Source organism: Clostridiaceae bacterium HFYG-1003, assembly GCA_024579835.1.
Classification (GTDB): domain Bacteria; phylum Bacillota; class Clostridia; order Clostridiales; family Clostridiaceae; genus JG1575.
Window position 1 is genome coordinate 1969915 of sequence record CP102060.1, and the last position, 23127, is coordinate 1993041.

20 protein-coding genes and 1 pseudogene are annotated in these 23127 nt (G+C 52.7%); 12 read left to right on the forward strand and 9 right to left on the reverse strand.

The window, feature by feature from the left end:
* Window positions 1-282: 282 nt before the first annotated feature.
* The 5 genes from NQU17_08895 to NQU17_08915 all read right to left on the reverse strand — a co-directional run bounded on the left by NQU17_08895 (window position 283) and on the right by NQU17_08915 (window position 5813).
* Complete coding sequence (locus tag NQU17_08895) at window positions 283-1776, reverse strand: trypsin-like peptidase domain-containing protein (protein UUM10783.1); 1494 nt, start codon at window positions 1774-1776, stop codon at window positions 283-285.
* A gap of 230 nt (window positions 1777-2006) precedes the next feature.
* Window positions 2007-2816: an rRNA pseudouridine synthase gene (locus NQU17_08900; protein ID UUM10784.1), complete on the reverse strand. Its 810-nt coding sequence runs from the start codon at window positions 2814-2816 to the stop codon at window positions 2007-2009.
* Window position 2817: 1 nt separating this feature from the next.
* The gene (locus NQU17_08905; protein UUM10785.1) at window positions 2818-4161 is read right to left on the reverse strand and encodes a glucose-6-phosphate isomerase; all 1344 of its coding nucleotides are present in this window, start codon (window positions 4159-4161) and stop codon (window positions 2818-2820) included.
* Window positions 4162-4446: 285 nt separating this feature from the next.
* Window positions 4447-4959 carry a SprT-like domain-containing protein gene (locus NQU17_08910; protein ID UUM10786.1) on the reverse strand — a complete coding sequence of 171 codons (513 nt, stop codon included), beginning with the start codon at window positions 4957-4959 and terminating at the stop codon, window positions 4447-4449.
* 311 nt (window positions 4960-5270) lie between these two features.
* Complete coding sequence (locus NQU17_08915) at window positions 5271-5813, reverse strand: C-GCAxxG-C-C family protein (protein ID UUM10787.1); 543 nt, start codon at window positions 5811-5813, stop codon at window positions 5271-5273.
* A gap of 174 nt (window positions 5814-5987) precedes the next feature.
* Between NQU17_08915 and NQU17_08920 the strand changes: the two genes are divergently transcribed.
* The 7 genes from NQU17_08920 to NQU17_08950 all read left to right on the forward strand — a co-directional run bounded on the left by NQU17_08920 (window position 5988) and on the right by NQU17_08950 (window position 12794).
* Window positions 5988-6926: a TDT family transporter gene (locus NQU17_08920; GenBank protein ID UUM10788.1), complete on the forward strand. Its 939-nt coding sequence runs from the start codon at window positions 5988-5990 to the stop codon at window positions 6924-6926.
* A gap of 774 nt (window positions 6927-7700) precedes the next feature.
* On the forward strand, window positions 7701-9044 hold the full coding sequence (rsxC, locus tag NQU17_08925) for an electron transport complex subunit RsxC (protein UUM10789.1): 1344 nt from the start codon (window positions 7701-7703) through the stop codon (window positions 9042-9044).
* Entirely contained in the window at window positions 9044-9991 is a 948-nt protein-coding gene (locus NQU17_08930) for an RnfABCDGE type electron transport complex subunit D (GenBank protein ID UUM10790.1), read from the forward strand. The genes rsxC and NQU17_08930 overlap by 1 nt, the downstream gene beginning before the upstream one ends.
* Window positions 9984-10544 carry an RnfABCDGE type electron transport complex subunit G gene (locus tag NQU17_08935; GenBank protein ID UUM10791.1) on the forward strand — a complete coding sequence of 187 codons (561 nt, stop codon included), beginning with the start codon at window positions 9984-9986 and terminating at the stop codon, window positions 10542-10544. The genes NQU17_08930 and NQU17_08935 overlap by 8 nt, the downstream gene beginning before the upstream one ends.
* Window positions 10545-10554: 10 nt before the next feature.
* The gene (locus NQU17_08940) at window positions 10555-11373 is read left to right on the forward strand and encodes an electron transport complex subunit E (protein UUM10792.1); all 819 of its coding nucleotides are present in this window, start codon (window positions 10555-10557) and stop codon (window positions 11371-11373) included.
* On the forward strand, window positions 11373-11963 hold the full coding sequence (locus NQU17_08945; protein UUM10793.1) for an RnfABCDGE type electron transport complex subunit A: 591 nt from the start codon (window positions 11373-11375) through the stop codon (window positions 11961-11963). Before NQU17_08940 ends, NQU17_08945 begins: the two co-directional genes overlap by 1 nt.
* A gap of 9 nt (window positions 11964-11972) precedes the next feature.
* On the forward strand, window positions 11973-12794 hold the full coding sequence (locus NQU17_08950; protein UUM10794.1) for an RnfABCDGE type electron transport complex subunit B: 822 nt from the start codon (window positions 11973-11975) through the stop codon (window positions 12792-12794).
* 338 nt (window positions 12795-13132) lie between these two features.
* On the opposite strand, the gene NQU17_08955 is transcribed toward NQU17_08950, so the two are convergent.
* Genes NQU17_08955 through glpK form a run of 4 tightly spaced genes read right to left on the reverse strand, consistent with a single transcriptional unit; the run spans window position 13133 to window position 17762 of the window.
* Window positions 13133-13543, reverse strand: coding sequence for a DUF1667 domain-containing protein (locus NQU17_08955; GenBank protein ID UUM10795.1), 411 nt, complete (start codon window positions 13541-13543; stop codon window positions 13133-13135).
* Window positions 13536-14810 carry an NAD(P)/FAD-dependent oxidoreductase gene (locus tag NQU17_08960; protein ID UUM10796.1) on the reverse strand — a complete coding sequence of 425 codons (1275 nt, stop codon included), beginning with the start codon at window positions 14808-14810 and terminating at the stop codon, window positions 13536-13538. Before NQU17_08960 ends, NQU17_08955 begins: the two co-directional genes overlap by 8 nt.
* Complete coding sequence (locus tag NQU17_08965; GenBank protein ID UUM13493.1) at window positions 14807-16252, reverse strand: FAD-dependent oxidoreductase; 1446 nt, start codon at window positions 16250-16252, stop codon at window positions 14807-14809. Before NQU17_08965 ends, NQU17_08960 begins: the two co-directional genes overlap by 4 nt.
* Window positions 16245-17762, reverse strand: a complete 1518-nt coding sequence (gene glpK, locus NQU17_08970; protein ID UUM10797.1) for a glycerol kinase GlpK — start codon at window positions 17760-17762, stop codon at window positions 16245-16247. Before glpK ends, NQU17_08965 begins: the two co-directional genes overlap by 8 nt.
* Before the next feature lie 205 nt (window positions 17763-17967).
* Here glpK and NQU17_08975 point away from each other — a divergent pair.
* From NQU17_08975 to rpoN, 5 genes and pseudogenes are all read left to right on the forward strand, one after another.
* A pseudogene (locus NQU17_08975) lies at window positions 17968-18282 on the forward strand (arsenate reductase family protein).
* A 337-nt stretch (window positions 18283-18619) separates the two neighbouring features.
* Window positions 18620-19108 (forward strand): hypothetical protein, encoded by a 489-nt coding sequence (locus tag NQU17_08980; GenBank protein UUM10798.1) that lies wholly within the window; start codon window positions 18620-18622, stop codon window positions 19106-19108.
* Window positions 19109-19144: 36 nt separating this feature from the next.
* Window positions 19145-20629, forward strand: coding sequence for a carbon starvation protein A (locus NQU17_08985; GenBank protein ID UUM10799.1), 1485 nt, complete (start codon window positions 19145-19147; stop codon window positions 20627-20629).
* Window positions 20630-21034: 405 nt separating this feature from the next.
* Window positions 21035-21577, forward strand: a complete 543-nt coding sequence (citX, locus tag NQU17_08990; GenBank protein ID UUM10800.1) for a citrate lyase holo-[acyl-carrier protein] synthase — start codon at window positions 21035-21037, stop codon at window positions 21575-21577.
* A 135-nt stretch (window positions 21578-21712) separates the two neighbouring features.
* Window positions 21713-23077 (forward strand): RNA polymerase factor sigma-54, encoded by a 1365-nt coding sequence (gene rpoN / locus NQU17_08995; GenBank protein ID UUM10801.1) that lies wholly within the window; start codon window positions 21713-21715, stop codon window positions 23075-23077.
* Window positions 23078-23127 lie beyond the last annotated feature (50 nt).

A 23127-nucleotide genomic window follows, 5' to 3' on the forward strand; every position in this document is an offset into this window, starting at 1 on the left:
CGATCCTTGCTCAATCTCCTGACCCAATCTCTTTGTCCCTCGTTCTGTCCCTTTTGCTGTGCCGCTTACCGTCCCATATCTCTTCATTCGAATGGGACCGGTTCCACCGACTTCCCTGATTCAGAAAAGGCAGCGCATGCACACTGCTCTTTGTCGGTTTTATCTGGATTTTGCCGATGATCCTTATGACTTCAGATCCACTATACCGAGTCTGATGGTATCCGAGCGGCCATTATTTGGGAGTGGACCGCTTACCTCTGGTGTCAACGAATGAAGTCAGAGCTATGGTTCCTGCTGGTTAAAGAAATTCTCAATATTGGAGGAATCCTGGGCAAAGCGAAGACTGGTCGATTTTTCTTTATTGTCTCTGAAGTAGGTCACCGTTACTTCATCGCCTACCTGATAGTTCAGCAATGCCTTTTTCAGTTCAGTCATTCCCTGGATCGGGTAGCTGTCGATCTTCGTCACGATGTCGCCGCTCTTCAGTCCCGCCTGGGCAGCTGCGGTTCCATCCATGACATCCATAATATACACTCCCTCAGCTCCGTCAAAGTTGATGGTTTCATCCTGTGCCTTGATGGAGGCTACATTCATTCCGGTGACTCCCAGGTAAACAGATTTAAAGGAACCCTCAGCCATGACTTTTTCAATGATGGGCTTTATGGTATCAACCGGGATTGCGAAGCCGATCCCTGAAGTTCCACCGCCCGCCTTGGCAGTATTGATGCCAATCAGCTGACCGGCTGCATTCAGGAGCGCACCGCCGGAATTCCCTTCATTAATGGCCGCATCAGTCTGGATCAGCCCCGACATGGTTCCGCCGGACTGAATGGTTATGCTGCGATCCAAACCCGAAATATAGCCTGAAGTCAGAGTCGACTGCAGGTCCAGCCCCAGAGGATTTCCGATGGCGATGGCCTTGTCTCCGACTTTCACCGCTTCGGAAGAACCGATCGTCACAGGTGACAGACCCGCCTTGCTGACTTTAACAATGGCTACATCCAGCGCGGCATCGCTCCACAGCACCTCCGCCGGCGCGGTGGTCTGATCATCGAACACGACGGTGATATTGCCCGCTTCCCCATTGTCCACTACATGAGAATTGGTGACGATATAGCCGTCACTGCTCAAAATCACGCCGGATCCTACGCCTTCGACATAGCCGCTTCCACCGCTGCCGAAGAATGAAGGCTGAGAAACTTTCGTTTTTGTTGTAATGCCGACCACAGAAGGCGTCACCGCCTGAGCCACCTGGTTTTCCGCCGTTACACCGGTTTCTGCCGGTGGAGCTGTCAGGATTTTTGAAGGGCTGGTCGAAGTGGACAGCGCCTGGTTGACTGGAACCGTCGACTGCTGACGTACCACATCCTCCGACCCGAATAAATACCGGCCGGAGGCCATCGTAATTCCGGAACCCAGAACAGCGCCGACCAGAACCATGGCCAATGTGCCCATCAGACCGCGACCTTTGCCCGGCGATGGCGAAACTTCCTGATATTCAAAGGTAGCAGCCCGGGAAAAACCTGCCTTCCCATCCCCTTCCCCCGATTCTTCATCCATATAGCCCGGAGTCGGTGAGTAGGTCACATAGCCTTCGTGATCTTCCCTGGGATCCGGATGATTGCCGGAAGTGAATCCCTCGGTGTCAGTCCGTCCAGCTCCGGTTTCCTTCTCCATCGGAAATGAATCATCCGCTGCTTTCCTTTCCGGTACTGATTCATTATGGTCAGAACTCATTGATTCGTGAATTTCATTGTACTTTCTTTCTTCATCCATCGTTGAACACTCCTTGCAGATTCTTTATTTATCATTCATTCAGATATCTTATCGATCGTTCTTACTGACATCTTTACTATAGTCATCGAATCTAAAAAATAACTAAAACAAATCCAATGATAAAGATCAATCCGGAGAGACTTTCCTTAGATCCATGAATGGTTCCACTGCTATAACAAAAAGCAGTTGGCTCTCCGTGACCTGCATGAGGAGAGCCAACTGCTGTTCGCTTATTCAGTTATCGATCGGCCAAAGGGTTCATTTTCCTCGTCATATACCGTATCCCCGGCTTCCGTCGCACCAAAGCTCATTGGCTGTCCCTTTTTCCGGGTGGCAGCCATCAGCTGAGACAGTTCTTCCGCTGTGAGTTCCCGGTATTGTCCCGGCGAGAGATCCTCCGGCAGGGTCAAGGGACCAAACGCAACCCGTTTCAGTTGCTGTACCCGGTTGTCCAGTGCCTCGAACATCCGCTTCACCTGATGAAACTTGCCTTCCTGGATGGTCAGGCGAACCAGTCTGGCATCCTCGGACAGGACTTCCATACGCGCCGGGAGACAGCGGTAGCCATCGTCAATGACAACGCCTTGTTCAAATCGGCGGTGATAGCTGTCCAAAGCCGGATCCCGCAGGCGTGCAACATAGATTTTATCGATGTGCCACCGGGGAGAGATCAGCTGGTGGTTTAGCGAACCGTCGTTGGTCAACAAAAGGAGCCCTGTGGTGTCCTTGTCCAGCCGTCCCACTGGGAAGGGCGCGAAAGCCCGGTGCTGACTGGCAATCAGATCCAGTACCACGGGATCCCTCGCATCTTCCGTGGCGGAGAGGTAGCCATCCGGTTTGTTCAACATCAGGTAAATGAATTTCCGAGTGTCCACTTCCGCCTGGTCCAGCAGGAACCGGGAGGTCTCCGGATCAAAGGATGCCGCGGGATCCTGAATGACTGCGCCATCCACTTGAATCCGACCGGACTTGATCAGCTGCCGGACCCCCTTGCGTGAGCCGAGTTTGGCGTTTGCCAGTATTTTATCTAACCGTTCCACGCTATTTCAACCGGTCGTTCAGCTCTCTGGCCAGTTCTTCATAACCTGGTTTTCCCAACAGCGCGAACATATTCTTCTTGTAATCCTCCACTCCTGGCTGGTTAAACGGGTTGACCCCCAGGGTGTAGCCTGAAACCGCGCAGCCCAATTCAAAGAAGTAGACCATTTCTCCGAAGGTTCGCGCAGTCAGCTGATCAATTCCCAGGACCAGGTTGGGGACATTGCCGTCATTGTGAGCCAGGACTGTGCCCCGAAAGGCATTGGTGTTGACTTCATGCATCGTTTTGCCTGCCAGGAAGTTCAGGCCGTCCAGATCCGCCTCATCCTTCGGGATCTCAAAATCCCGATGAGGAGCACCCACCTGCAGGACGGTCTCAAATAAATGCCGGCGGCCATCCTGGATATACTGACCCATGGAGTGCAGATCTGTTGAAAAATTCACGGATGCCGGGAAAATTCCCTTGCCATCCTTACCTTCGGATTCACCGTACAGCTGTTTCCACCATTCGGCGAAAAAGGCCAGTTTTGGTTCATAGTTCACCAGTATTTCAATTTCCCGTCCTTTTCGGTACAGGATGTTGCGGGCTGCCGCATACTTCAGGCAGTCATTATCAGCATAGGGCGCCGTCAGGTAATGGTCCATGGCATCCTTGGCACCCGCCATCATCTCGAGAATGTCAATGCCCGCCGCTGCTATAGGCAGCAGGCCCACGGCGGTCAGAACGGAATATCGCCCGCCCACGTCATCGGGAACAATAAATGATTCATATCCTTCCTGTTCGGCCAGACCTTTGAGAGCGCCCCTTTTGGCATCGGTCGTGGCATAGATTCGCCGTGCGGCTTCCGCCTTGCCATACTTGTCCTCCATGTACTTTTTCATCACCCGGAAAGCAATGGCCGGCTCGGTCGTCGTCCCTGACTTGCTGATGACGTTGACCGAAAGCTCCTTGCCTTCAATGATCTGAAGGAATTCATTCATGTAATCCGCAGACATGTTGTGCCCCAGATAATAGATCTGAACCCCGCCGGTTCTGGCTTTGCCCATTTCATTGTGGAATGTGTGACCCAGCATCTCAATGGCCGCTTTGGCTCCGAGATAGGATCCGCCGATGCCGATCACGACCAAGGCATCCGAGTCGTCCCGGATCTTCTGCGCGGCCTGGCTGATTCGAGTGAACTCCGTCTTGTCATAGTTCGCCGGAAGTTCTACCCAGCCTAAAAACTCCGCTCCAGCCCCGGACTTTTCCACTGTGGTTTTCAGTGCCAGTTCCGTAAAAGGCCCCGCCAGCTTCAGTTCCTCTTCCTTAACCATACCGATTGTTCGGGATAAATCCAATTTCAGCAATGTCCTTCACATCCTTTTAATATTCTTTGGCTATTTTTCTGTTATTCTTTGGCTATTCTTTGGCTATTCTTTGGTTGTACTTTGGTTGTAGTTAGTTGTACTCGCTCCTTCTTTCGTTCTTATTATATAGCAGTGCAGGAGTGATTCATCAGCTTTCGCTGATTCATTCGCAATCACTGTATCAACGGCTTTCGCCGAAGTCTCTCCAAACTGAGTTCTTTGCATCGGACCATGAACTGCTCCGCACCCCAGGAAGATGAAATGTCATGAAATTATGATCTTCCACTAGAATATATCCATGCGGACAGTCAGTTTGGCCTGACAGCATCCGGAACGGTGGGTGCGCATCAGATTTTTGGCGGCATCGCGGCGTCGCCGGCGTGCCACTTCCTTCTCGCACCGGGAACATAAAATCCGGTAACCGCGTTTTTTTTCTTCCTGATGGTTCCCCTGGAAATGGGTATGATCCGGTATCCCGAGGATCTGACAGGCATTTCGAAACACTCCGTTATGACCATGATTTTTCTGATCCAGCACATTAACATAAAAATGAGCATATTCATGAAGAATCGTCTGACGGACAATTTCTTCACTGTAGTCCCCGCTTACCAGTTTCAGCGCAAAGCGAAAAGCTACCGGAACCAGCTTTCCCTGTTCCAGCCGAAAAACAAAGGAACCATAGGTTCGTTTCATTCGCGAAGAAATCTCAATCGGCACGTGGTGACAGGCAAGACCCATCTTTTGTCCTGCCCAGTCTAACATGCTGCGGATTTCTTCGCGGCTGATCTGCTTGCCCATAAGTCATTCGTTCCTTTCTCAATCGGTGGATTCATTGTCTGTGCATATCTTACTCTTATTATAGTATACTCCAGACTCTGCGCATGATTTGTTATATGCGCCTGCTTCACAATAATCCAGTCCGTCCGATCATCGGAACAGACGATGGAAATCCCGAAATTGATCCTATCCGGCCAATGAAACCAGGTCAGCTTCTCCCGCAGTATGCGCTTGAAGCTGACCTGAACAGTTCCGTGGAGATCCGTCTTACCATACCCATGACAGATTCCCGGGAAGATATTTCGTTTTGTCGGAATGAACCGGAATGAATACTAGCTGACAATCCACTGTGGGATCTGTTCGGATTCCACCGGCTTGGCCGCTACATCCTTCACCTCGATCTTGCCATCCTCAATCAAACGCTCAGCCACCCAGCGAGCTACATCGCCGGTAATATGAATGCAGTGCTGCTTGCGTTCAGGAGAAGCAAAATTATCACCGTTCCATTGACGGGTAATCACACGGCAGCAGGTTGCTCCGTATTCTTTCACTGTATAGTCGTGAAGTCCTTTGGCCACGGGGAACATTTTCGGATTCATTCCCTCGCCTTCCAGCCGGCCGTATGCCATACCCAGGACCATCTGCCCTCCGGATACTGCCCCGCACAGACACTGGGCTTTCCCCATGCCAATGGGGAAAGAAGAAGCCAGCCGAACAACTTCCTCACTGTATGGGTAATCCATGAACTGATTCAGAACCGATACGACGGATTCTGAACAAAAGAATGTTCCGTTCCTGAATTTTTCTTCCGCCTTTGCCTGAATCATATCGAGTAGTTCTTTTTTCGTAAATTCTTTGGTGTTAATACGTTCCATAATTATCCCCTTTTCAAATGCACGATATTTTTCATTCATTCTTAATAATAACACTCATATAATACTATCTATCAGAATTACTGTCAAATTGTTTCTGTCATTATGTTAATTCTGTTTACTCTGAATTTTATATATGTTATATTAGGCTGGTACTAATTGTTCGGGAGGAACATCATGAACTTATTAAAAAAATTGCCCTACCCCATCGCGGGAACCGCACTTGGACTGGCTGCACTGGGAAATTTGCTCTCCGCTGACGCCCCTTGGCTCAAACCGATTCTCGGTGCGATTGCCGCTGTCCTGATCCTCATGATCCTGGCGAAAATCGTTCTGCTTCCAAAGAGCGTCACCGAAGCCTCGGCCAATCCACTGATTGCCAGCACTTTCGCGACATTCCCCATGGCTCTGATGATCCTTTCAACATACCTGCCAAAAGGCCCCATAGCCCTGGCGCTCTGGGCAGTCGGTCTGTTGTTCCATGCTGGGTATATCGTATGGTTCACCTGGCGTTATCTCTTGAAGGGATTCCGTTTGCAGACGGTATTCCCTTCGTGGTTCATTGTATATGTCGGCATCGCCGCCGCTGCGGTCTCGGCTCCGTATCACAGCCAGGCCGCTCTGGGCATGGTTGCTTTCTGGTTTGCATTCGCGACCTATCTTCCCCTGCTTGTCCTTGTGACCTGGCGGATGATCAAAGGCGATCCACTGGCTAAGCCGGCACTGCCCTCCATCGCCATCTATGCCGCACCGGCATCGCTCCTCCTGGCTGGCTATCTCAACAGCGCTGCTGTAAAATCTCAGGGGATGGTTCTTTTCCTGCTCGCCCTGTCCGTTCTCTTCTTCCTGGTCGGCATGGCTGTACTGGCCAAATTCAGCACACTTCCCTTTTTCCCCAGCTTTTCCAGCTATACCTTCCCCTTTGTCATCTCCGCCATTGCCGCCAAAGGCGCAAATGCATTCCTGACGAAAGTCGGACAATCCTATGCCTGGCTGGGACTCCTGACCAGAATTCAACCCACCTTGGCACTGCTGCTGTGCGCTTATGTGCTGATTCGCTATCTTCTGTTCCTCTGGGAATCCCCTGCGTTAGAAAGCGTCCCTTCCAAGCGATAAATGACTCTGTACCATCTGACACTCACTCTACCCATCAACGCCTCAGATGAAGCGGATGTTTGATCCGGTGTTTGATCCGGTGTTTGAACGGATGTCCAATGGAAAGAATCTGCCTCCAGCAAGGACCTGGCCTCTTAACTGAGAAGCCAGGTCCCTTCTTGTTTCGAGTTCTTTGATTCAGACTCCCTCTCACTTCATTTCCTTCCAGCTTGTGCTTATTCCACTGACTTATTTATATCACGGTCATGAAACTCCACGGTCTTGGTTTGTTCTCGTTCTTCCATTTCGACGCTCGATTAACCGCATTGGATCAAAAACCTCTTAATGAGAACCTGTGAGTAAGCATTATTTCAGGTTCTTGGGATGAATGCACTTAGCATCCTCCTTGTCCCCGGAAATCTACCTCAAAACAGATAAAATATTTTTTAGTACACGATTTAATTCTGACTCTTTCACTCAGAATTATGATTTCGACAGATTTGGTTCGTTTTCATCTTGTATTCCTGGTGTGAATCTAAGGATTTTATAAAAATCTTACTATGTTTCAATTAGATTTTACCCAATTTAATAACATGTCTTGCATTCCTTTATTTAAGTCACATAAAAATAACAATTAATACAGAAAGCCTGTAATTCAGCAGAAAATTGATTAACAAAAAATTCGATTTGAGGTATTATAGGTAAGTAATAGTTTTGACTATACCAAGAAATCTTTGTAGTTTTTTTGATAATCTGTTAATGATTATCGAGGTTCAGTACCAAGAGGAGGAAAAAATGTTGTTTGCGAAACGTGCATTCAAAGGCGGAGTCCATCCGCTGGAAAACAAGCTTACCAGCGATCAGCCGATTACAGAAATAAAAGACATCGGTCTGGTAAGAATCCCCATGAACATGTCTGTTGGTGCTCCGTGTAAGCCCACAGTCAAGGCCGGGGATCATGTAGACATTGGTCAGGTTATTGGTGAGCCATCGGGAATTTCCGTTCCGATTCATGCTTCCGTTTCCGGAAAGGTCAAGGCAGTCAAAACAGAGTACATGGGAACCGGAGATATGATGGTTCTGGTGGATATCGAAAATGACTTCCAATATACTATTCACGAATCCGTCCGGAAGCCAGTGGTCACGGACTATGATTCCTTTGTCGCCGCCGTCCGGGCTTCCGGAATGGTTGGTCTGGGCGGAGCCGGATTCCCCACTCATATCAAGATGCGTCCGCCTCAGGATAAAAAGCCGGATCTGCTCCTGATCAACGGCATGGAATGCGAACCGTTCATTACCTCAGATGAGCGCCAGCTGATTGAGCAGCCGGGTCACGTTGTTGCCGGAATCCTGACAGTTCTTCAGTATATGAACATCCCCAAAGCCATTGTTGGCATTGAGGCAAACAAGCCCCAGGGAACTGCTTCCCTTCAGGCTGAAATCGAGCGTCGCGGCGCCCAGGATCGGATCGAGGTTCGGGTGATGCCCGTCCGTTACCCGCAGGGAGCAGAAAAAGTCATGATTCAGGCCATCACCGGCCGCATCATTCCGGCTCAGGGCCTGCCCCACGACGTCAACGTCATGGTCCTGAACGTATCCACCGTAAACTATATTAACCAATATTTGGAAACCGGCATGCCCCTGGTCCGTCGTGTTCTCACGCTGACCGGCGATTGTCCGGCCAATCCGGGCAACTATGAAGTGCCCATCGGAACCAGAATCTCCGATCTGCTGGAAAAAACCGGCGGCACGACCTGCGACCCGAAGAAAGTCCTGATGGGCGGTCCCATGATGGGTCTGGCCATGTCCGACTATACCACCCCCATTGTCAAGAACAACAATGCCATTATTTTGATGGACAAGGGCGCTGTCCTCCCTGAGGAATCACCCTGCATCAGCTGCGGCCGCTGCATCGATGCCTGCCCTGCCGGCCTGATGCCGAACATCCTGAATAAGGCCACCAAGAAAAAGGACTTTGACCGCCTGGACGAATACGCAGTCATGAACTGTTTCGAGTGCGGTTCCTGTGCTTATGTCTGTCCCGCCAAGATCCAGCTGGTTCAGTCCATCCGCACCGGCAAGAAAATCTATCGCGCCCAACTCGATGAAATCAAGAAAGCTAAGGAGGCGGCCGTTTAATGAACTTACAAGTTTCCAGCTCCCCACACATCCGAGACTCGAGAACGACTCAGTCCATTATGCTGGATGTGCTCATTGCACTGATTCCCGCACTGGTGGCATCATTCTTTATTTTCGGTTATCGTTCCCTGGTCATCACAGCTGTCACCGTATCGGCCTGTGTGATGTTTGAATTCCTTTCCGCAAAGGTCAGACAGACCCCGCTCCACCTGAACAACCTGTCCGCCGTTGTGACCGGCGTTCTCCTGGCATACAACATGCCTTCTTCCATTCCGCTCTGGATCCCGGTCCTGGGCGCACTGGTCGCTATCATCGTTATTAAGGAGATGTTCGGCGGAATTGGCAACAACTTCGCAAATCCTGCCATCGCCGCCCGAATTGTCCTTCTGCTGTCCTTCCCGGAGCAGATGAACAACTTCACCGTCAAGATCAAGTACTCGGCCATTGGCTCCACCGGAGCCGGTGACCTGGCTTCCTCAGCCACTCCGCTTGGCCTTAAGGATGCTGGCCAGTTCGTACCCGGCACACTGCGGCTCTTCCTGGGACAGCATGCCGGAGTCATCGGCGAAGTCTGCGCCGCCGCGCTGCTTCTTGGATTTGTCTATCTGCTGGTCCGCGGCGTAATCACTGCCTGGATCCCGGTTACTTATGTAGGAACCGTTGCCCTGATGGCACTGATGACCGGCAATGATCCGCTCTTCAATGTCCTAACCGGCGGATTGCTCCTCGGCGCCATTTTCATGGCGACGGATTATGTCACGACTCCTTATACGACCAAGGGCAAGATCATCTTCGGCGTCGGCTGCGGCCTGATTACCGGCCTGATCCGATTCTTCGGTTCGATTCCGGAAGGGGTATCCTATGCGATTCTCGTCATGAATCTGCTGACCCCGACCATTGACCGCTACACGATGACCAAACCGGTGGGAGGTGTTAAACATGCTTAAAGAAAAAGAAGGAATGTGGCCCGCGCTGGTTCTGACCGTCATTTGCATCGTCACCGCATTCATGCTCTCCCTGGCTTACAGCGCCACCAAGGACAAAATCGCCGCGAACCAGCTGGGGGATGCCGAGATTGTCATGAAGGAACTGATGCCTGACGCTGATTCGTTTAAGAAAGCTGAGGATCCCGGCATCGATGGAGTTACCGGCGTTTACGAAGCCTTGAAGGGATCTGAATCCCTCGGATACATCGTCATGTCCGAATCCAGCGGCTACGGTGGCCCCGTGCCGATCATCGTTGCGTTCAAGAGTGACAAAACCCTGGCCGGCATGAGCGTTTCCAAGAGCAACGGAGAAACACCCGGCTTCGGAAAGAACGCGGAAGAGCCCGCCTTCCAGGATCAGTTCAAAGGACTGGCCGCTGACAAGGAATTCACCTTCTCCGGTGAAGCCGACAAGACCAATTTCGATCAGGTCTCCGGCGCCACCGTTACCAGTGTCGCCATCAAGATGGCTATGAACAATGCACTGAAGGCCGTTCAGGCCCTCGGCTATTAAGGAGGACACTATGGCGAAACAACAGAAAAGCCTCGGCGAAGTATTCAGCCGTGGACTCTTAAAAGAAAATCCGGTTCTCATGCTTTTGTTAGGTACCTGTCCCATCCTGGCAGTATCTACCACCGCAATGAACGGAATCGGCATGGGTATCGCAGCTACCGTGGTTCTGATCATGACCAACTTCATCATCTCTCTGATCCGCAACCTGGTTTCCGACAAAGTTCGAATTCCGGTCTATATTACCATTATCGCCGGAATGGTTACAGTTATTCAGCTGTTGATCGCGGCTTACCTGCCCGAGCTCGACAAGTCTTTGGGAATCTTTATCCCGCTGATCACCGTCAACTGCATTATTCTGGGCCGGGCCGAAGCCTTTGCCAACAAGAATAATCCGCTCTACTCTGCCATCGACGGTTTGGGAATGGGCCTTGGCTTTACACTGGCACTGACCATCATGGCCTCCATTCGCGAAATCTTCGGAAACGGGACCTGGTTTGACAAACCGATTCCGATTCTGAACGAGAATCCCTTTGGCATCATCAAAATGCCTCCGGGTGGATTCTTTGTCTATGGCCTGATGATTGCAGGCACCCTTGGAATCATCCGCTACATGGAAAATACTGCCAAGAACAAAGCCCGCAAGCTCTCCTCCCATGGTCCGATCCAGGCCGAAGCTGCTCAGTTTGATGAAACAGACTGTCCGGACGGCGGCTGCGGTTCCTGCGGAGCAAAAGCAGCCTGCGGCATGTCCGAGTTCAGAGCTCAGATGAGACCAAACAAGATGATCGTGCCTGACATGATCAAGCAAAGCAAAGGGGGCCAACAGTAATGACTGAATTTATGCAGCTGCTTTTTAATACGATCTTTGTCAACAACGTCGTTCTGGCTCAGTTCCTGGCCATTTGTTCGTTCCTCGGAGTATCCAAGAACGTCAAAACCGCCATGTCGATGTCTTTGGCAGTTATCCTGGTCCTGTTGGGCGCCACAGCCATCACCTGGCCGATCAATCACTTCATTCTGGAACAGTTTGAAATGACTTACCTCCAGACGCTGGTCTTTATTCTGGTAATCGCCGCTCTGGTTCAGATCGTCGAAACCATTATGAAGAAATCCCTTCCTCCGCTCTACAACGCCCTGGGAATTTATCTACCCCTGATCACCACAAACTGCGCCATCCTGGGTGTAACCCTCCAGAATGTCGAGTCATCCTATAATTACACCCTTTCTCTGACCAACGCGCTGGGAACCGGATTAGGCTACCTGCTTGCCATGTTCATCTTCTCCAGCATCCGGACCCGGCTGGAAGATGCCGAGATTCCAAAATCACTGGCCGGTCTCCCCATCACACTGATTGCTGCTTCCATCGTGTCTGTTTCCTTCTTCGGATTCAAGGGCATCGCTGAGAACCTGTTCAAATAGGAGGAACTCATGATAGCAAGTATTAATTTTAACAGCATCGGGCTGCCGATCCTGGTCATGGGTCTGACCGCCCTGATCTTAGGCGTGCTGATCACCGTTGTCAGCAAGAAGTTTGCAGTACCGGTAGACACCCGCGTGGAAGATATTCTCCTGATCCTGCCGGGAGCAAACTGTGGTGGCTGTGGCTACTCCGGATGCTCCGGATACGCTGAAGCACTGGCTTCGGGATCCGACGGCATTACGACCAAATGCATTCCGGGCGGACCGGATACCGCTGAAGCCCTTTCCGAATACCTTGGAAAATCAGGTGGAAGCTTTGTTCCTACTGTAGCCCAGGTTTACTGCCAGGGAACCAGCCAGCACACCAAGCCGCGTTACGAGTACAACGGGACCAAGACCTGCAAGGCCGCCAATCTGGTTCAGAACGGACCCGGCAGCTGCGTTTACGGCTGCATCGGCTTTGGCGACTGCAAAACCGTCTGTGAGTATGATGCCATTGAAGTCATCGACGGCGTCGCCCGCATCATTCCCGAAAACTGTGTAGCCTGCGGAAAATGCGTTCTGGAATGCCCCAAGAACATCATCCATCTCGTACCCAAGGTCGAGAACGCCTACATCAACCGCTGCTCCAATCCCCTGCTTGGACCCATCGTCAAAAAAACCTGCGACATTGGCTGCATCGGCTGCACCTTATGTGTCCGGGCCTGCAAGTATGATGCCATCAAGATGAAAGACTCCCTGGCCATCATCGATCAGGATAAATGCGTTCAGTGCGGTGAATGCATCAAGGTCTGCCCCTCCAAGTCCATCACCATGGGCCTGGTCATGTAGCAGACAATAACCAGAAGGAACCGCCCTGTCCGGGCAGATCCCATTATTACCCGGGCAGACTTAAGAACCCCCGCTATCAGGCCGTGCCTGATAGCGGGGGTTCTTTGCCCCTTCGAATTTGATCCACCGACTCGTTGAAGTTGTTCCACCGATCCTTGAAGTTGTTCCACCGACTTCATGAAGTTGTTCCACCGACTTCTTGAAGTTGTTCCACCGACTCATTGAAATGATTGGTCAGTTCATGCTGCATTTTGTCACTTCGCGGCGTATGTCATTGTTTATGCTGTCGGATGCTGCCTGTTGTCACGAAATGCCATTTTGTAACGGGGAATGCTGTGTTAGTCTGTTGCCCTTGGTTCCGTTCGATTCTTTCCTTGAGCTTCCACCGACCGGGTAGCCAGGATATCCGCACCAAGGCCCAGCAGGTTGGAGAACAGAACCTCCCCGGCCTGGATCGGAGCATTGAACTCGAGCTGGGCCAGTTCACGAATCACCTCGAAGACCATTGCTTTGGGCACCGGTTGACTGGTTTTGACGGATACCACCGGACGAACGCCCCCTCTGACGCGAACCGTGGTAGTAATCATGCGGCGGGGATCCGTCATTTCCTGAATGCCGTAGGTCTTGCCCCGGGGACATCGGTTGCCGGAAACCAGCCAGCTCGTTTCACTTTGCCGGATCTTCAGTTGGCAGCCCATGGGACAGGAAATACAGATGATTTTATGAATTGTCAAGTCACTGTTATCCATTGGCTTCCTCCACTTCGATCCGGACCGGTTCGATGGTATTCAGATGATTTGCTGGAATTTCAAGTCGCACCATCTGCGCCGGATTCAGAATCGGGAACTGGCGCCTCACCAATATATCATCGCCCTGTCGGATGGTAATTCGGGCATTGGCGAAGACAGCCGAGGATCTCAGGGAGAGAATCGCCGACTCCCCGCCTTTGACAATCGCCTGCGGAACGACCGTGCGAATTCCCGTTCCGGCAATAACCGGAATCAGGACGGATCCCCCTCTTCCCATTAAAGCGTATCGAGCTGCTTCAAGCCCGGCCTGTCTCGCTTCCTGACTGACATAATCCACAATGTCATGAACCTGCAGGACGTTGCCTGCGGCAAAAATCCCAGGGAGCCTGGTCATCAGGGATGAGTCGACGAGGGGGCCACCGGTGATCGGATCCAGCGGGATTCCCGCTCCGATGCTCAGTTCGTTTTCCGGAATCAAGCCCACTGAGAGCAGTATGGTGTCGCAAGCGATGCTGCTTTCAGTGCCGGCAATGGGTTGACGGCTGTTATCAACCCGGACCAGGGTCACGCCGGTGACTCGGTCTTCCCCGTGAATGACCTGGATGGCCGTCGACAGCCTCAGAGGAATCTCGAAGTCATCCAGACACTGAGCAATATTTCGGGGCAGTCCGGAGGAGGCCGGCATGATTTCTACGACCGCTTTCACTTTCGCCCCTTCCAGCGTCAGGCGCCGGGCCATGATCAGTCCGATATCGCCGGATCCGTAAATCAGGATTTCCTTCCCCACCAGATAGCCTTCTTCATTGGCCAGCTTCTGAGCCATTCCGGCGGTATAGATTCCGCCAGGACGTTCCCCCGGGATGGCGATGGCTCCGGCCGTCCGTTCCCGACACCCCATAGCCAGGACCACCGACCGGCCCCTGGTATACACCATCCCGCGGGCAGTTGCCGCTGTTATGGCCCGGTCCGGGGTCAGCTCAATCACCATAGCCTTTACCAGCAGATCCATTCCGGATTGTTCCACCCGCTGTACGAAGCGAAGAGCATACTCCGGTCCGGTCAGCTCTTCCTTGAATTCATGCAGGCCAAACCCGGTATGGATGCATTGATTCAGGATTCCTCCCAGTTCCTGGGCTCGCTCCAGGATCAGCACGGAAGCTCCCTGTCCATGAGCCGCCAGAGCTGCCGCCAGTCCTGCCGGGCCACCGCCGATGACGATCACATCATAACTGGCCCGAACTTCGTCATTGGTTATATATCCGCTCATTCCTTCCCCTTCGTATGCCCCAGGATCACCCGGGATCCCCTGGAGTCCTTGAGCACTTCTTCTTCACTTATTCCCAGTTCACGGGCCAGTATGGCAATGACCTTCGGGCCGCAAAAGGTTCCCTGGCAGCGACCCATGCCCGGCCGCACCCGGCGTTTGACCCCATCCATGGTCACGGCTCCGGCCGGTCGATGAATGGCCTGGAGGATCTCAGCCTCCGAGACGGTTTCACAACGGCAGATGATGCTGCCATAATTCGGATCGGCCGCGATGGCCGCTTCCCGCTGCTTTGGGGTCATCTGCCGAAAAGCCTTGATGCCGGAGCGACGTTCTATAATCTGGTCCCGCTTCACCTGGGGGAGCCGTCCGGAGGCAGCGGCCAGTTCGCACACCATCCGGCCGATGGCTGGGGAAGCCGCCAACCCCGGTGATTCGATGCCTCCGGCATGCAGGAATCCGGGATTGTGCTTGCTTTCATAAATCATGAAATCCCCGGTGTCAGGGGTGGCCCGCAAGCCGGAAAATACACGGATCGTACGATCCAGCCGAAGATTGGGCACCGATTTGCGAGCCAGCGCATCGACCCGGCCCAAGCCTTCGCGGGTGGTTGCCGGCCTCTGGCCGGGATTCTCCACTTCAACGGAATCCGGTCCGATCATCAGATTGCCATGAACCGTCGGGGTCACCAGAACCCCCTTGCCCAGCTGCGTCGGCGTCTGAAAGATGATGTGGCGAACCATTTGACCTTCTGACCGATCCAGCAGGCGGTACTCTCCCCGACGGGGCCGGATCCGGTAATCTGTTTCGCCGAGCAGAGCTGCCACATCCGCCGCATGAATCCCGGCGGCATTGATCACAACCTTGGCATGATAATGGTTTTTCTCTGTTGTGATCTGAAAGAGCTCCCCCTCCGGGTTCAGCCCGGTCACCGGTTCATCCGTCCGGAGTTCCACCCCATTGGCCAGGGCATTTTCGATCAGGGCGTAGGTCAGATTGAACGGGCAGACAATTCCGGCCTCCGTGCATCGCAGGGCGGAACGAACCTCGCCCGACACGTTGGGCTCCAGCGCCAGAATCTCTTCCCGGGAAAGGATAGACAGACCCTCTACTCCATTCTGCCGGCCCCGGTCCAGGAGTTGCCGGAGGATCGCCTCATCTTTCTCATCAAATGCCAGTACCAGTGAGCCGATTTGCTCATAGGGAAAATCCAGCAGCGGAGCGAGCTCTCGGATCATCCGGGCTCCTTCGACATTCAGCCTGGCTTTCAGTGTCCCCGGCAGGGCGTCATAGCCGCCATGGACGATAGCACTGTTGGCTTTGGTCGTCCCTTCCCCCACCTCCAGGTTTTTCTCCAGCACCAGAATCTTCCACTGATAGCGCGAGCATTCGCGGGCGATGGCGCTCCCGATGACTCCGGCACCGATGATGATCACATCATACATCATCTTCATCCTCTTCTCTCGCCCAGTTCATGGAGCGTTTGACCGCTTCCTGCCAGCGCTTGTATTTTCGTTCTATGCGTTCCCCGGTCCAGGTCGGCTGGAACGTTCGGTCCGCCTTGAGCTTTGCCTGCAGCGCTTCCACGGAGTCATAGAAGCCCGTGGCCAATCCGGCCAAAAAGGCCGCACCCAGCGCTGTGGATTCGGTAACCTGCGGCCGCACCACAGCGACATCCATGATATCAGCCTGGAACTGCATCAGGAACTGATTGCGGGAAGCCCCGCCGTCCACCTTCAGGACCTGGACATCGATCCCGGCATCGTGTTCCATGGCCACCAGAACATCCCGGGACTGATAGGCGATGGATTCCAGTGTCGCCCGGATGAGGTGTTCCTTGCGCACCCCACGGGTCAGTCCAATGATGAGTCCGCGGGCGTACATGTCCCAGTAAGGAGCCCCCAGACCGGTGAATGCCGGAACTACGTAGACCCCATTCGTATTGGGAACGGAGGCAGCCAGAGCTTCCGATTCCTGGGCCGAGTCGATGATCCGAAGTTCATCGCGCAGCCACTGCACCGAGGCACCGCCCATGAACACGGAACCCTCCAGCGCATAGGTGATCTGGCCATTCAGCCCCCAGGCAATGGTGGTCAGAAGGCCATGCTCGGACCGGACCGCTTCCGCTCCTGTGTTCATGAGCAGAAAGCAGCCGGTGCCATAAGTATTCTTTGCCATGCCCACCTCAAAGCAGCACTGGCCGAACAGTGCCGCCTGCTGGTCTCCCGCGGCTCCGGCAATGGGGATTTGCGCCCCGCCGAAAGTTCCCGGGTCGGTGACCCCATAAAGATCGCTCGAGGGCCGGACAATCGGCAGCATCTGCCGGGGGATATCAAACAGTTCCAGGATCTCTTCATCCCAGGTCAGGTCATGGATGTTAAACAGCATGGTTCGGGACGCGTTGGAATAATCGGTTGCGTGAACCTGGCCCCTGGTGAGATTGTAGATCAGCCAGGTATCCACGGTTCCGAAGAGCAGTTCCCCCGCCCGGGCCCGCTCCCGGGCTCCCGGCACATGATCCAGGATCCATTGCAGCTTGGTGGCCGAAAAATAGGCATCCAGCACCAGCCCAGTCTTTTGGCGGAACCAGTCCTCCAACCCCCTGGCCTTGAGTTCCTCACACAGAGCCGCAGTCCGGCGACACTGCCAGACGATGGCGTGATGGATCGGCTTTCCCGTGGCTTTTTCCCACACGACCGTCGTCTCCCGCTGGTTGGTAATGCCCATGGCCGCAATTTCATACGGACTGGTTCCCGTTCTCTCCAGGACTTCCCGGCAAACCCCCATCTGAGTCGCCCATATTTCCATGGCATCCTGCTCCACCCAGCCCGGCTGTGGATAAATCTGTGTTACTTCCTTCTGTGCCATCCCGCAAATGGCCTGATCCCGGTCAAACAGGATCACCCGCGAACTGGTGGTTCCCTGATCCAGCGCCATCACATACTTTTTCTCCATAAGCCCTCCTGAACCCCGAACCGGATCTGCCCGATCAGGGGTATTGCGTTCTCATTCCCTTCATTTTATCACACACCCGCCAAACTTCTTGATATAATGATAAAGGCAATCGACCAACCGAAATATAAGAATTAGAATGGAGCACGCAATGGATCGAACGAAATTAAGCTTATACTGCTACAGCAAATGAACCACCTGCCGCAAAGCCATGGCATGGCTGAACAGCAATCAGATTGAATTTCAGGAGAAGGATATCATCAACTTCCCGCCGACTTCCCAGCTCTTTTACGAATGGGTATTCGAGCAGGGACTGCCGCTGAAGAAGTTCATCAACAGCACCGGAGACAAATACCGCGAGCTCAACATGAAGGAGCGGGTCAAGACAATGACGGAAGATGAAATCATCGCCATGCTCGCTTCTCACGGCAAGCTGGTGAAGCGCCCTATCCTGACGGACGGACATTTTGTCCTGGCCGGCTTCAAGGAAGAAGAATGGGCTCAGGCGCTCGGTGTACTATAATTTTAGTACAGCCAACCCTTGGTTTTATACAAAAATTATGCAATTACTCCACAAAAGATACGGGAAGCATCCCGTATCTTTTTATTTGCAAAAAAAATAATACAAAATTTTGTTGTGACGGTTTTTACAGTTTTTTGCCTGTTTATTAATAATACGCTAACAAACTGTAACTATTATCCTGAAATCACTTTGTAACATCATTTTCATTAATTGTCAAGAAATTAACTGGATGAGGAAAGTAAAACAGATTTTGTAAAATTAGTTATTTAGTACTATTATAAAGATAACAAAGCGATTTGTTAATTACCGAACTAAAAACACGCAAAGGAGGAAAATTATGTCAATTACTTTGGACGGCACCAAATTCCTGGACCTCATCGCGGGGAACGAAAAGAAGGTTGCCCAGCTCTACCGTATGATCGGTGAGGAGTCAGGTATCGGCAAGGAATTCTTCGAAAAGATGGCAAAAGATGAGGACAAGCATGAAATCATCTATCGCGGCATCATCGAACAGTTCAACCGGGAACTGCACCTTGAAACTGACGCAGCGAAGGCTGAGTATGTCGAACTCCTGATGGAAAACGATCTCCTGGCAGACATGGACACGCTGCTGGAAACTGCCCGCAGAACCCAGTTCAAGAGTCAGATCTTTGATCTGTGTGAACGCATCGAACGTGACTCGGTTCTGTATGTTCGTGAATTCATGGATCTGTATCCTGAAGTAGCCAATGATCAGATGAAGGTGATCCTCGGGGAGGAAAAGAAACACCTGCAGCTGATTCTCGAGAAAAAAGCAGATCGCGCTTTGTTCGGTATCGGAATGTAAACCCTTGTACTAATCGTGTAGGAGGAAATCGTAATTATGATCACATTTGTTATTGGACTTGTTATTCTTATCGGCGGTGGATTTCTCTACGGCGGATTTGTAGAACGCATCTTCCAGCCGGACGACCGGGAAACTCCGGCTGTGGCTTCTTATGACGGCGTCGACTTCGTCGGCATGAAAAAATGGAAAAACTCCCTCATCGAGCTCCTGAATATTGCCGGAACCGGCCCGATCCTTGGACCCATCCAGGGCATTCTTTTTGGACCCCTGGCCTTCCTGACCATCCCCCTCGGCTGCGTGCTGGCCGGTGCCATGCATGACTACTTCTCCGGAATGATCTCCATGCGCAACAACGGCGCGCAGATGCCCAAGATGATTCAGAAATACCTGGGCAAAAATGTCCGCTCATTCTACAACATCGTCATTATGATCCTGATGCTGCTGGTCGGCGCTGTCTTTATCTACACCCCTGGCGACCTTATCGTCGGTGATGTTCTCAAACAGCCCACCACCGCTGCCAATCCCACGACCTGGATCGTATACGGTCTGATTTTCCTGTATTATCTGATCGCCACCTTCTTCCCCATTGACCAGATCATCGGCCGGGTTTATCCGATTTTCGGCGGCCTGCTCGTTATTTCAGCCATTGCTATCTTTGCCGGCGTTATTTTCCACCCGGCCCAGCTGCAGAATGTTGATTTTGCAAACCTGAGCCTTCAGAACGTCACCAAGGACGGAGCCCCCTGGATTCCTATCTTCTTCATTACCGTAGCGTGCGGCATCCTCTCTGGATTCCACGCCACTCAGGCGACTCTGATCTCCCGCTCCGTCACCAGCGAAAAAGAAGGCCGGACGACCTTCTATGACATGATGATCATTGAAGGCTTCATCGCCATGACCTGGGCAGCAGCTGCCATGGTTATGTACAATGCCGACAACGGCATCACCCCGGCCAACACCGGAGCAACCGCCATGATCGGTGTCATCTCCCGCTACTTCCTGGGCAACATTGGTGCAGTCTTCGCCATCATCGGCGTTATCGTTCTGCCCATCACCTCCGGTGACACCGCCCTCAGATCCCTGCGCCTCATCATTGCTGAACGGTTCAACATCGATCAGATTTCCAAGTCAAAGAGAGCCATGGTTACCATCTCCATCTTCATTCCCTGCGGCTTGATCCTGTACTTTGCCAAAACCAACCCGGCAGGCTTCAACATGCTGTGGCGGTACTTTGCTTTCACCAACCAGTTTATCGCCATCTTCGCCATGTCGATGATTGCGGTCTACCTGTTCATCCGGAAGCAGAATGGCTGGATCGCTCTGATCCCCGGCATGTTCTATGCCTTTGTGGTTCTGAGCTTCATCATCCATGCCCCCATCGGCTTTAATATGGCAGCATTTGAGAAGACCAGCTATACCTATTCTTATCTGATTGCCGGTGCCCTGACCCTGCTTTACGCCTGGTATACCACCAATTATGCCAAGAAGCACGGCATGTCCATCGAGGATCGCAAGCTCTAAGGAACATACACAAAATCTGCATGAAGCAGGTTCTGCCAAGGGACTGCACAGGATCCAAAGGATCCCTGTTGCAGTCCCTTCTCATTCCCCCAGCCTGAATCCCATCACTGCCGGCGGCAGACTAAAATCCGCCGGATTACTTGAATGTCGTGCTCCTCTTCCCTTACAATGAGGATGACTGAAAAGCCAAAAGACCGGAACAGCCCCATGTGATCGATGGCAGCTATTCTCAAGCCGTCCCCTGTTTGATTCAATCCCCAGAATCCCATGAATCAGCCCGATCCGTTCGAGGATCTCATCGATCCGGTCCGATCCCATGACCTGTCCGACCGAAACAGCAGCGAGGCTGCCGCTTGCGTTTCCTGATCCAACCCCTCCGGCAGCCGCCACAGGAGAACACCTGCTATGAAATATCTTGATCAGGGGATTCCGGTCTCCCCCGCTGAACTGCTTGACCGACGAGAAACAAGAGCGAATACCCTGGAAGAACTCCAGCGAGATTTCCCGAACCATACCCTGCTCAGCATGAAAATGAATATTCCGGGTCCCATCAAAGACAATGATCTGATCCGGCTGGCCTTTCACCTGAGTCTGGATGAGGTTTTACTCCGGATCAAGGACAGTGTTGTGATGGATCAGACTCAAGCCGCTACTGGGCCCGAGGTGATTATAAAAACCTCGCGTCCCGCCCATGAAATCAAGCTGCTGATGATTGAGCTGGAAGAATCATTGCCTTTGGGACGACTGCTGGACATTGATGTCCTGACAGAAGGAAGTGCCCTCTCGCGAGAAGCAATGGGCTTGAATCCACGTCGCTGCTTTCTTTGCGACAAGCCCGCCCGGGAGTGTTCCCGATCCGCCGCCCACCCGCTGACGGCTCTGCTGGAAGCCATCGAGACGCTGATGCTGCAGGACCCGTCGATTCAACAACAGCTGCCTGCGGACTGAGTTCCCCGATTGCTCGGTGAATCATGATGGCACCTGACAGTGCTCGCAGACTCAGGATTTGTTAAGACCAACTGTCTGGTCATCGAAGGAAATAAGACATCAAATGACCGGTGAAGGGATGTGAGCACCTTGGAGATGAATCAGCAACTGAAACTTACCCAGCATCTGGTTCTGACCCAGGATATGAGGCTTTCCCTGAAAATGCTCGCCCTGTCCGGTCAGGACCTGTATGATTTCCTTCGGACAGAAGCTCAGACCAATCCGGCGGTGGACAGCGATGCCTTTCAGGAACAGCTGCAGCAGTCGGACCAGGCTCTGGCAGCGGATCGTCTGGCGCCCTACATGGATCGACCGTCTGAATCCTATTCCATGGGTTCGGAAGGATCCGGAGATCTTCTGCAGACTCTACAGGAAGGATCGACGTTTCGGGATCAGTTCCACCAGGAAATCGGTCTTCTTCGACTGCCGGATGCCGTATCCAGAGCGGCCCACTGGATTATCGACAGCCTGGACGATTCGGGTTATTTCAAGGAAACCTCTTCCCTCCTCGGCAAGCCGGTCTTCCAGGAAGCACTCGCCCTGATCCAGGCAATGGAACCGGCCGGTATTGGCGCAACCTCATTGCCTGAATGCATGATCCTCCAGCTGCGCCGGCGAGGGATCCATGATCCGGTGCTGGAAGAAGTTCTGACACAGGACCTGCCGCTGTTAGCTGCCAGAGAATTCGATCTGCTGAAAGAACGTTACCGACTCCCGGATCCGGAAGCAGCGCTCACCCTGATCCGAAGCCTGGATCCAAGACCTGCCCAATCCCTGGGAACATCGAATCGCACGGTCTATGTGACACCGGACCTGACCTTTTCAATCCAGGACGATCAGATCGATGTGGAACTGAACCGCCGGCTGACCCCTCAGATTACCATCAGCACGGCCTACCTGGAACTCGGCAACAAGGTCGCCGCCGAAGAAAAGCCCATCTATGAACAGTACCTGAAGCGACTGACCGGAATCATCGAAGCTCTGGAAAAGCGGAATTCCACCTTGCTCCGGGTCGGACAGGGCATTGCAGCACACCAGCAGCACTTCCTCACCGGAAAAGAACCTGGCCTTTCGCCTCTCACCATGACCCAGCTGGCTTCTGAACTGGAACTCCATGTCTCGACGATATCCCGCGCCGTGAAAGACAAGTATGTCCTGACGGGGCAGAAGCTCTATCCCCTGGCCTTTTACTTCACCCAGGCCGCCTCGAAGGGTGCTTCGCCTCAGTCGCGCCATGCTATTGAGATTCGGCTGAAAGAATTGATCCGAAAGGAGAACCCCCAAAAACCGCTGTCCGATGACCAGATCGTTGATCACCTCCGCCAGGCCGGAATAGCGATCAGCCGTCGAACCGTTGCCAAGTACCGTCTCGAAATGAACATCCCGGGTCGGAGCAGCCGGCGGCAGAATCAAGGATCTTCAGGCCAGGGCAGGAATGTTCAATCTGGTAACCCTAAATAATAAAAGTGGAGTTGAAGCACACCCAGGATCCTGGTTGTGCTTCAACTCCT

What these genes read in the sequence shown, in the direction of transcription:
- NQU17_08930 (UUM10790.1), top strand. Translation starts at nt 9,044, where the DNA reads ATGAACTTACAAGTTTCCAGCTCCCCACACATCCGAGACTCGAGAACG.
- NQU17_08945 (UUM10793.1), top strand. Translation starts at nt 11,373, where the DNA reads ATGACTGAATTTATGCAGCTGCTTTTTAATACGATCTTTGTCAACAAC.
- rpoN (UUM10801.1), top strand. Translation starts at nt 21,713, where the DNA reads ATGAATCAGCAACTGAAACTTACCCAGCATCTGGTTCTGACCCAGGAT.
- glpK (UUM10797.1), bottom strand. Translation starts at nt 17,762, where the DNA reads ATGGAGAAAAAGTATGTGATGGCGCTGGATCAGGGAACCACCAGTTCG.
- NQU17_08960 (UUM10796.1), bottom strand. Translation starts at nt 14,810, where the DNA reads ATGAGCGGATATATAACCAATGACGAAGTTCGGGCCAGTTATGATGTG.
- NQU17_08920 (UUM10788.1), top strand. Translation starts at nt 5,988, where the DNA reads ATGAACTTATTAAAAAAATTGCCCTACCCCATCGCGGGAACCGCACTT.
- NQU17_08985 (UUM10799.1), top strand. Translation starts at nt 19,145, where the DNA reads ATGATCACATTTGTTATTGGACTTGTTATTCTTATCGGCGGTGGATTT.
- citX (UUM10800.1), top strand. Translation starts at nt 21,035, where the DNA reads ATGAAATATCTTGATCAGGGGATTCCGGTCTCCCCCGCTGAACTGCTT.
- NQU17_08950 (UUM10794.1), top strand. Translation starts at nt 11,973, where the DNA reads ATGATAGCAAGTATTAATTTTAACAGCATCGGGCTGCCGATCCTGGTC.
- NQU17_08915 (UUM10787.1), bottom strand. Translation starts at nt 5,813, where the DNA reads ATGGAACGTATTAACACCAAAGAATTTACGAAAAAAGAACTACTCGAT.
- NQU17_08955 (UUM10795.1), bottom strand. Translation starts at nt 13,543, where the DNA reads ATGGATAACAGTGACTTGACAATTCATAAAATCATCTGTATTTCCTGT.
- NQU17_08965 (UUM13493.1), bottom strand. Translation starts at nt 16,252, where the DNA reads ATGTATGATGTGATCATCATCGGTGCCGGAGTCATCGGGAGCGCCATC.
- NQU17_08910 (UUM10786.1), bottom strand. Translation starts at nt 4,959, where the DNA reads ATGGGCAAGCAGATCAGCCGCGAAGAAATCCGCAGCATGTTAGACTGG.
- rsxC (UUM10789.1), top strand. Translation starts at nt 7,701, where the DNA reads ATGTTGTTTGCGAAACGTGCATTCAAAGGCGGAGTCCATCCGCTGGAA.
- NQU17_08940 (UUM10792.1), top strand. Translation starts at nt 10,555, where the DNA reads ATGGCGAAACAACAGAAAAGCCTCGGCGAAGTATTCAGCCGTGGACTC.
- NQU17_08935 (UUM10791.1), top strand. Translation starts at nt 9,984, where the DNA reads ATGCTTAAAGAAAAAGAAGGAATGTGGCCCGCGCTGGTTCTGACCGTC.
- NQU17_08895 (UUM10783.1), bottom strand. Translation starts at nt 1,776, where the DNA reads ATGGATGAAGAAAGAAAGTACAATGAAATTCACGAATCAATGAGTTCT.
- NQU17_08980 (UUM10798.1), top strand. Translation starts at nt 18,620, where the DNA reads ATGTCAATTACTTTGGACGGCACCAAATTCCTGGACCTCATCGCGGGG.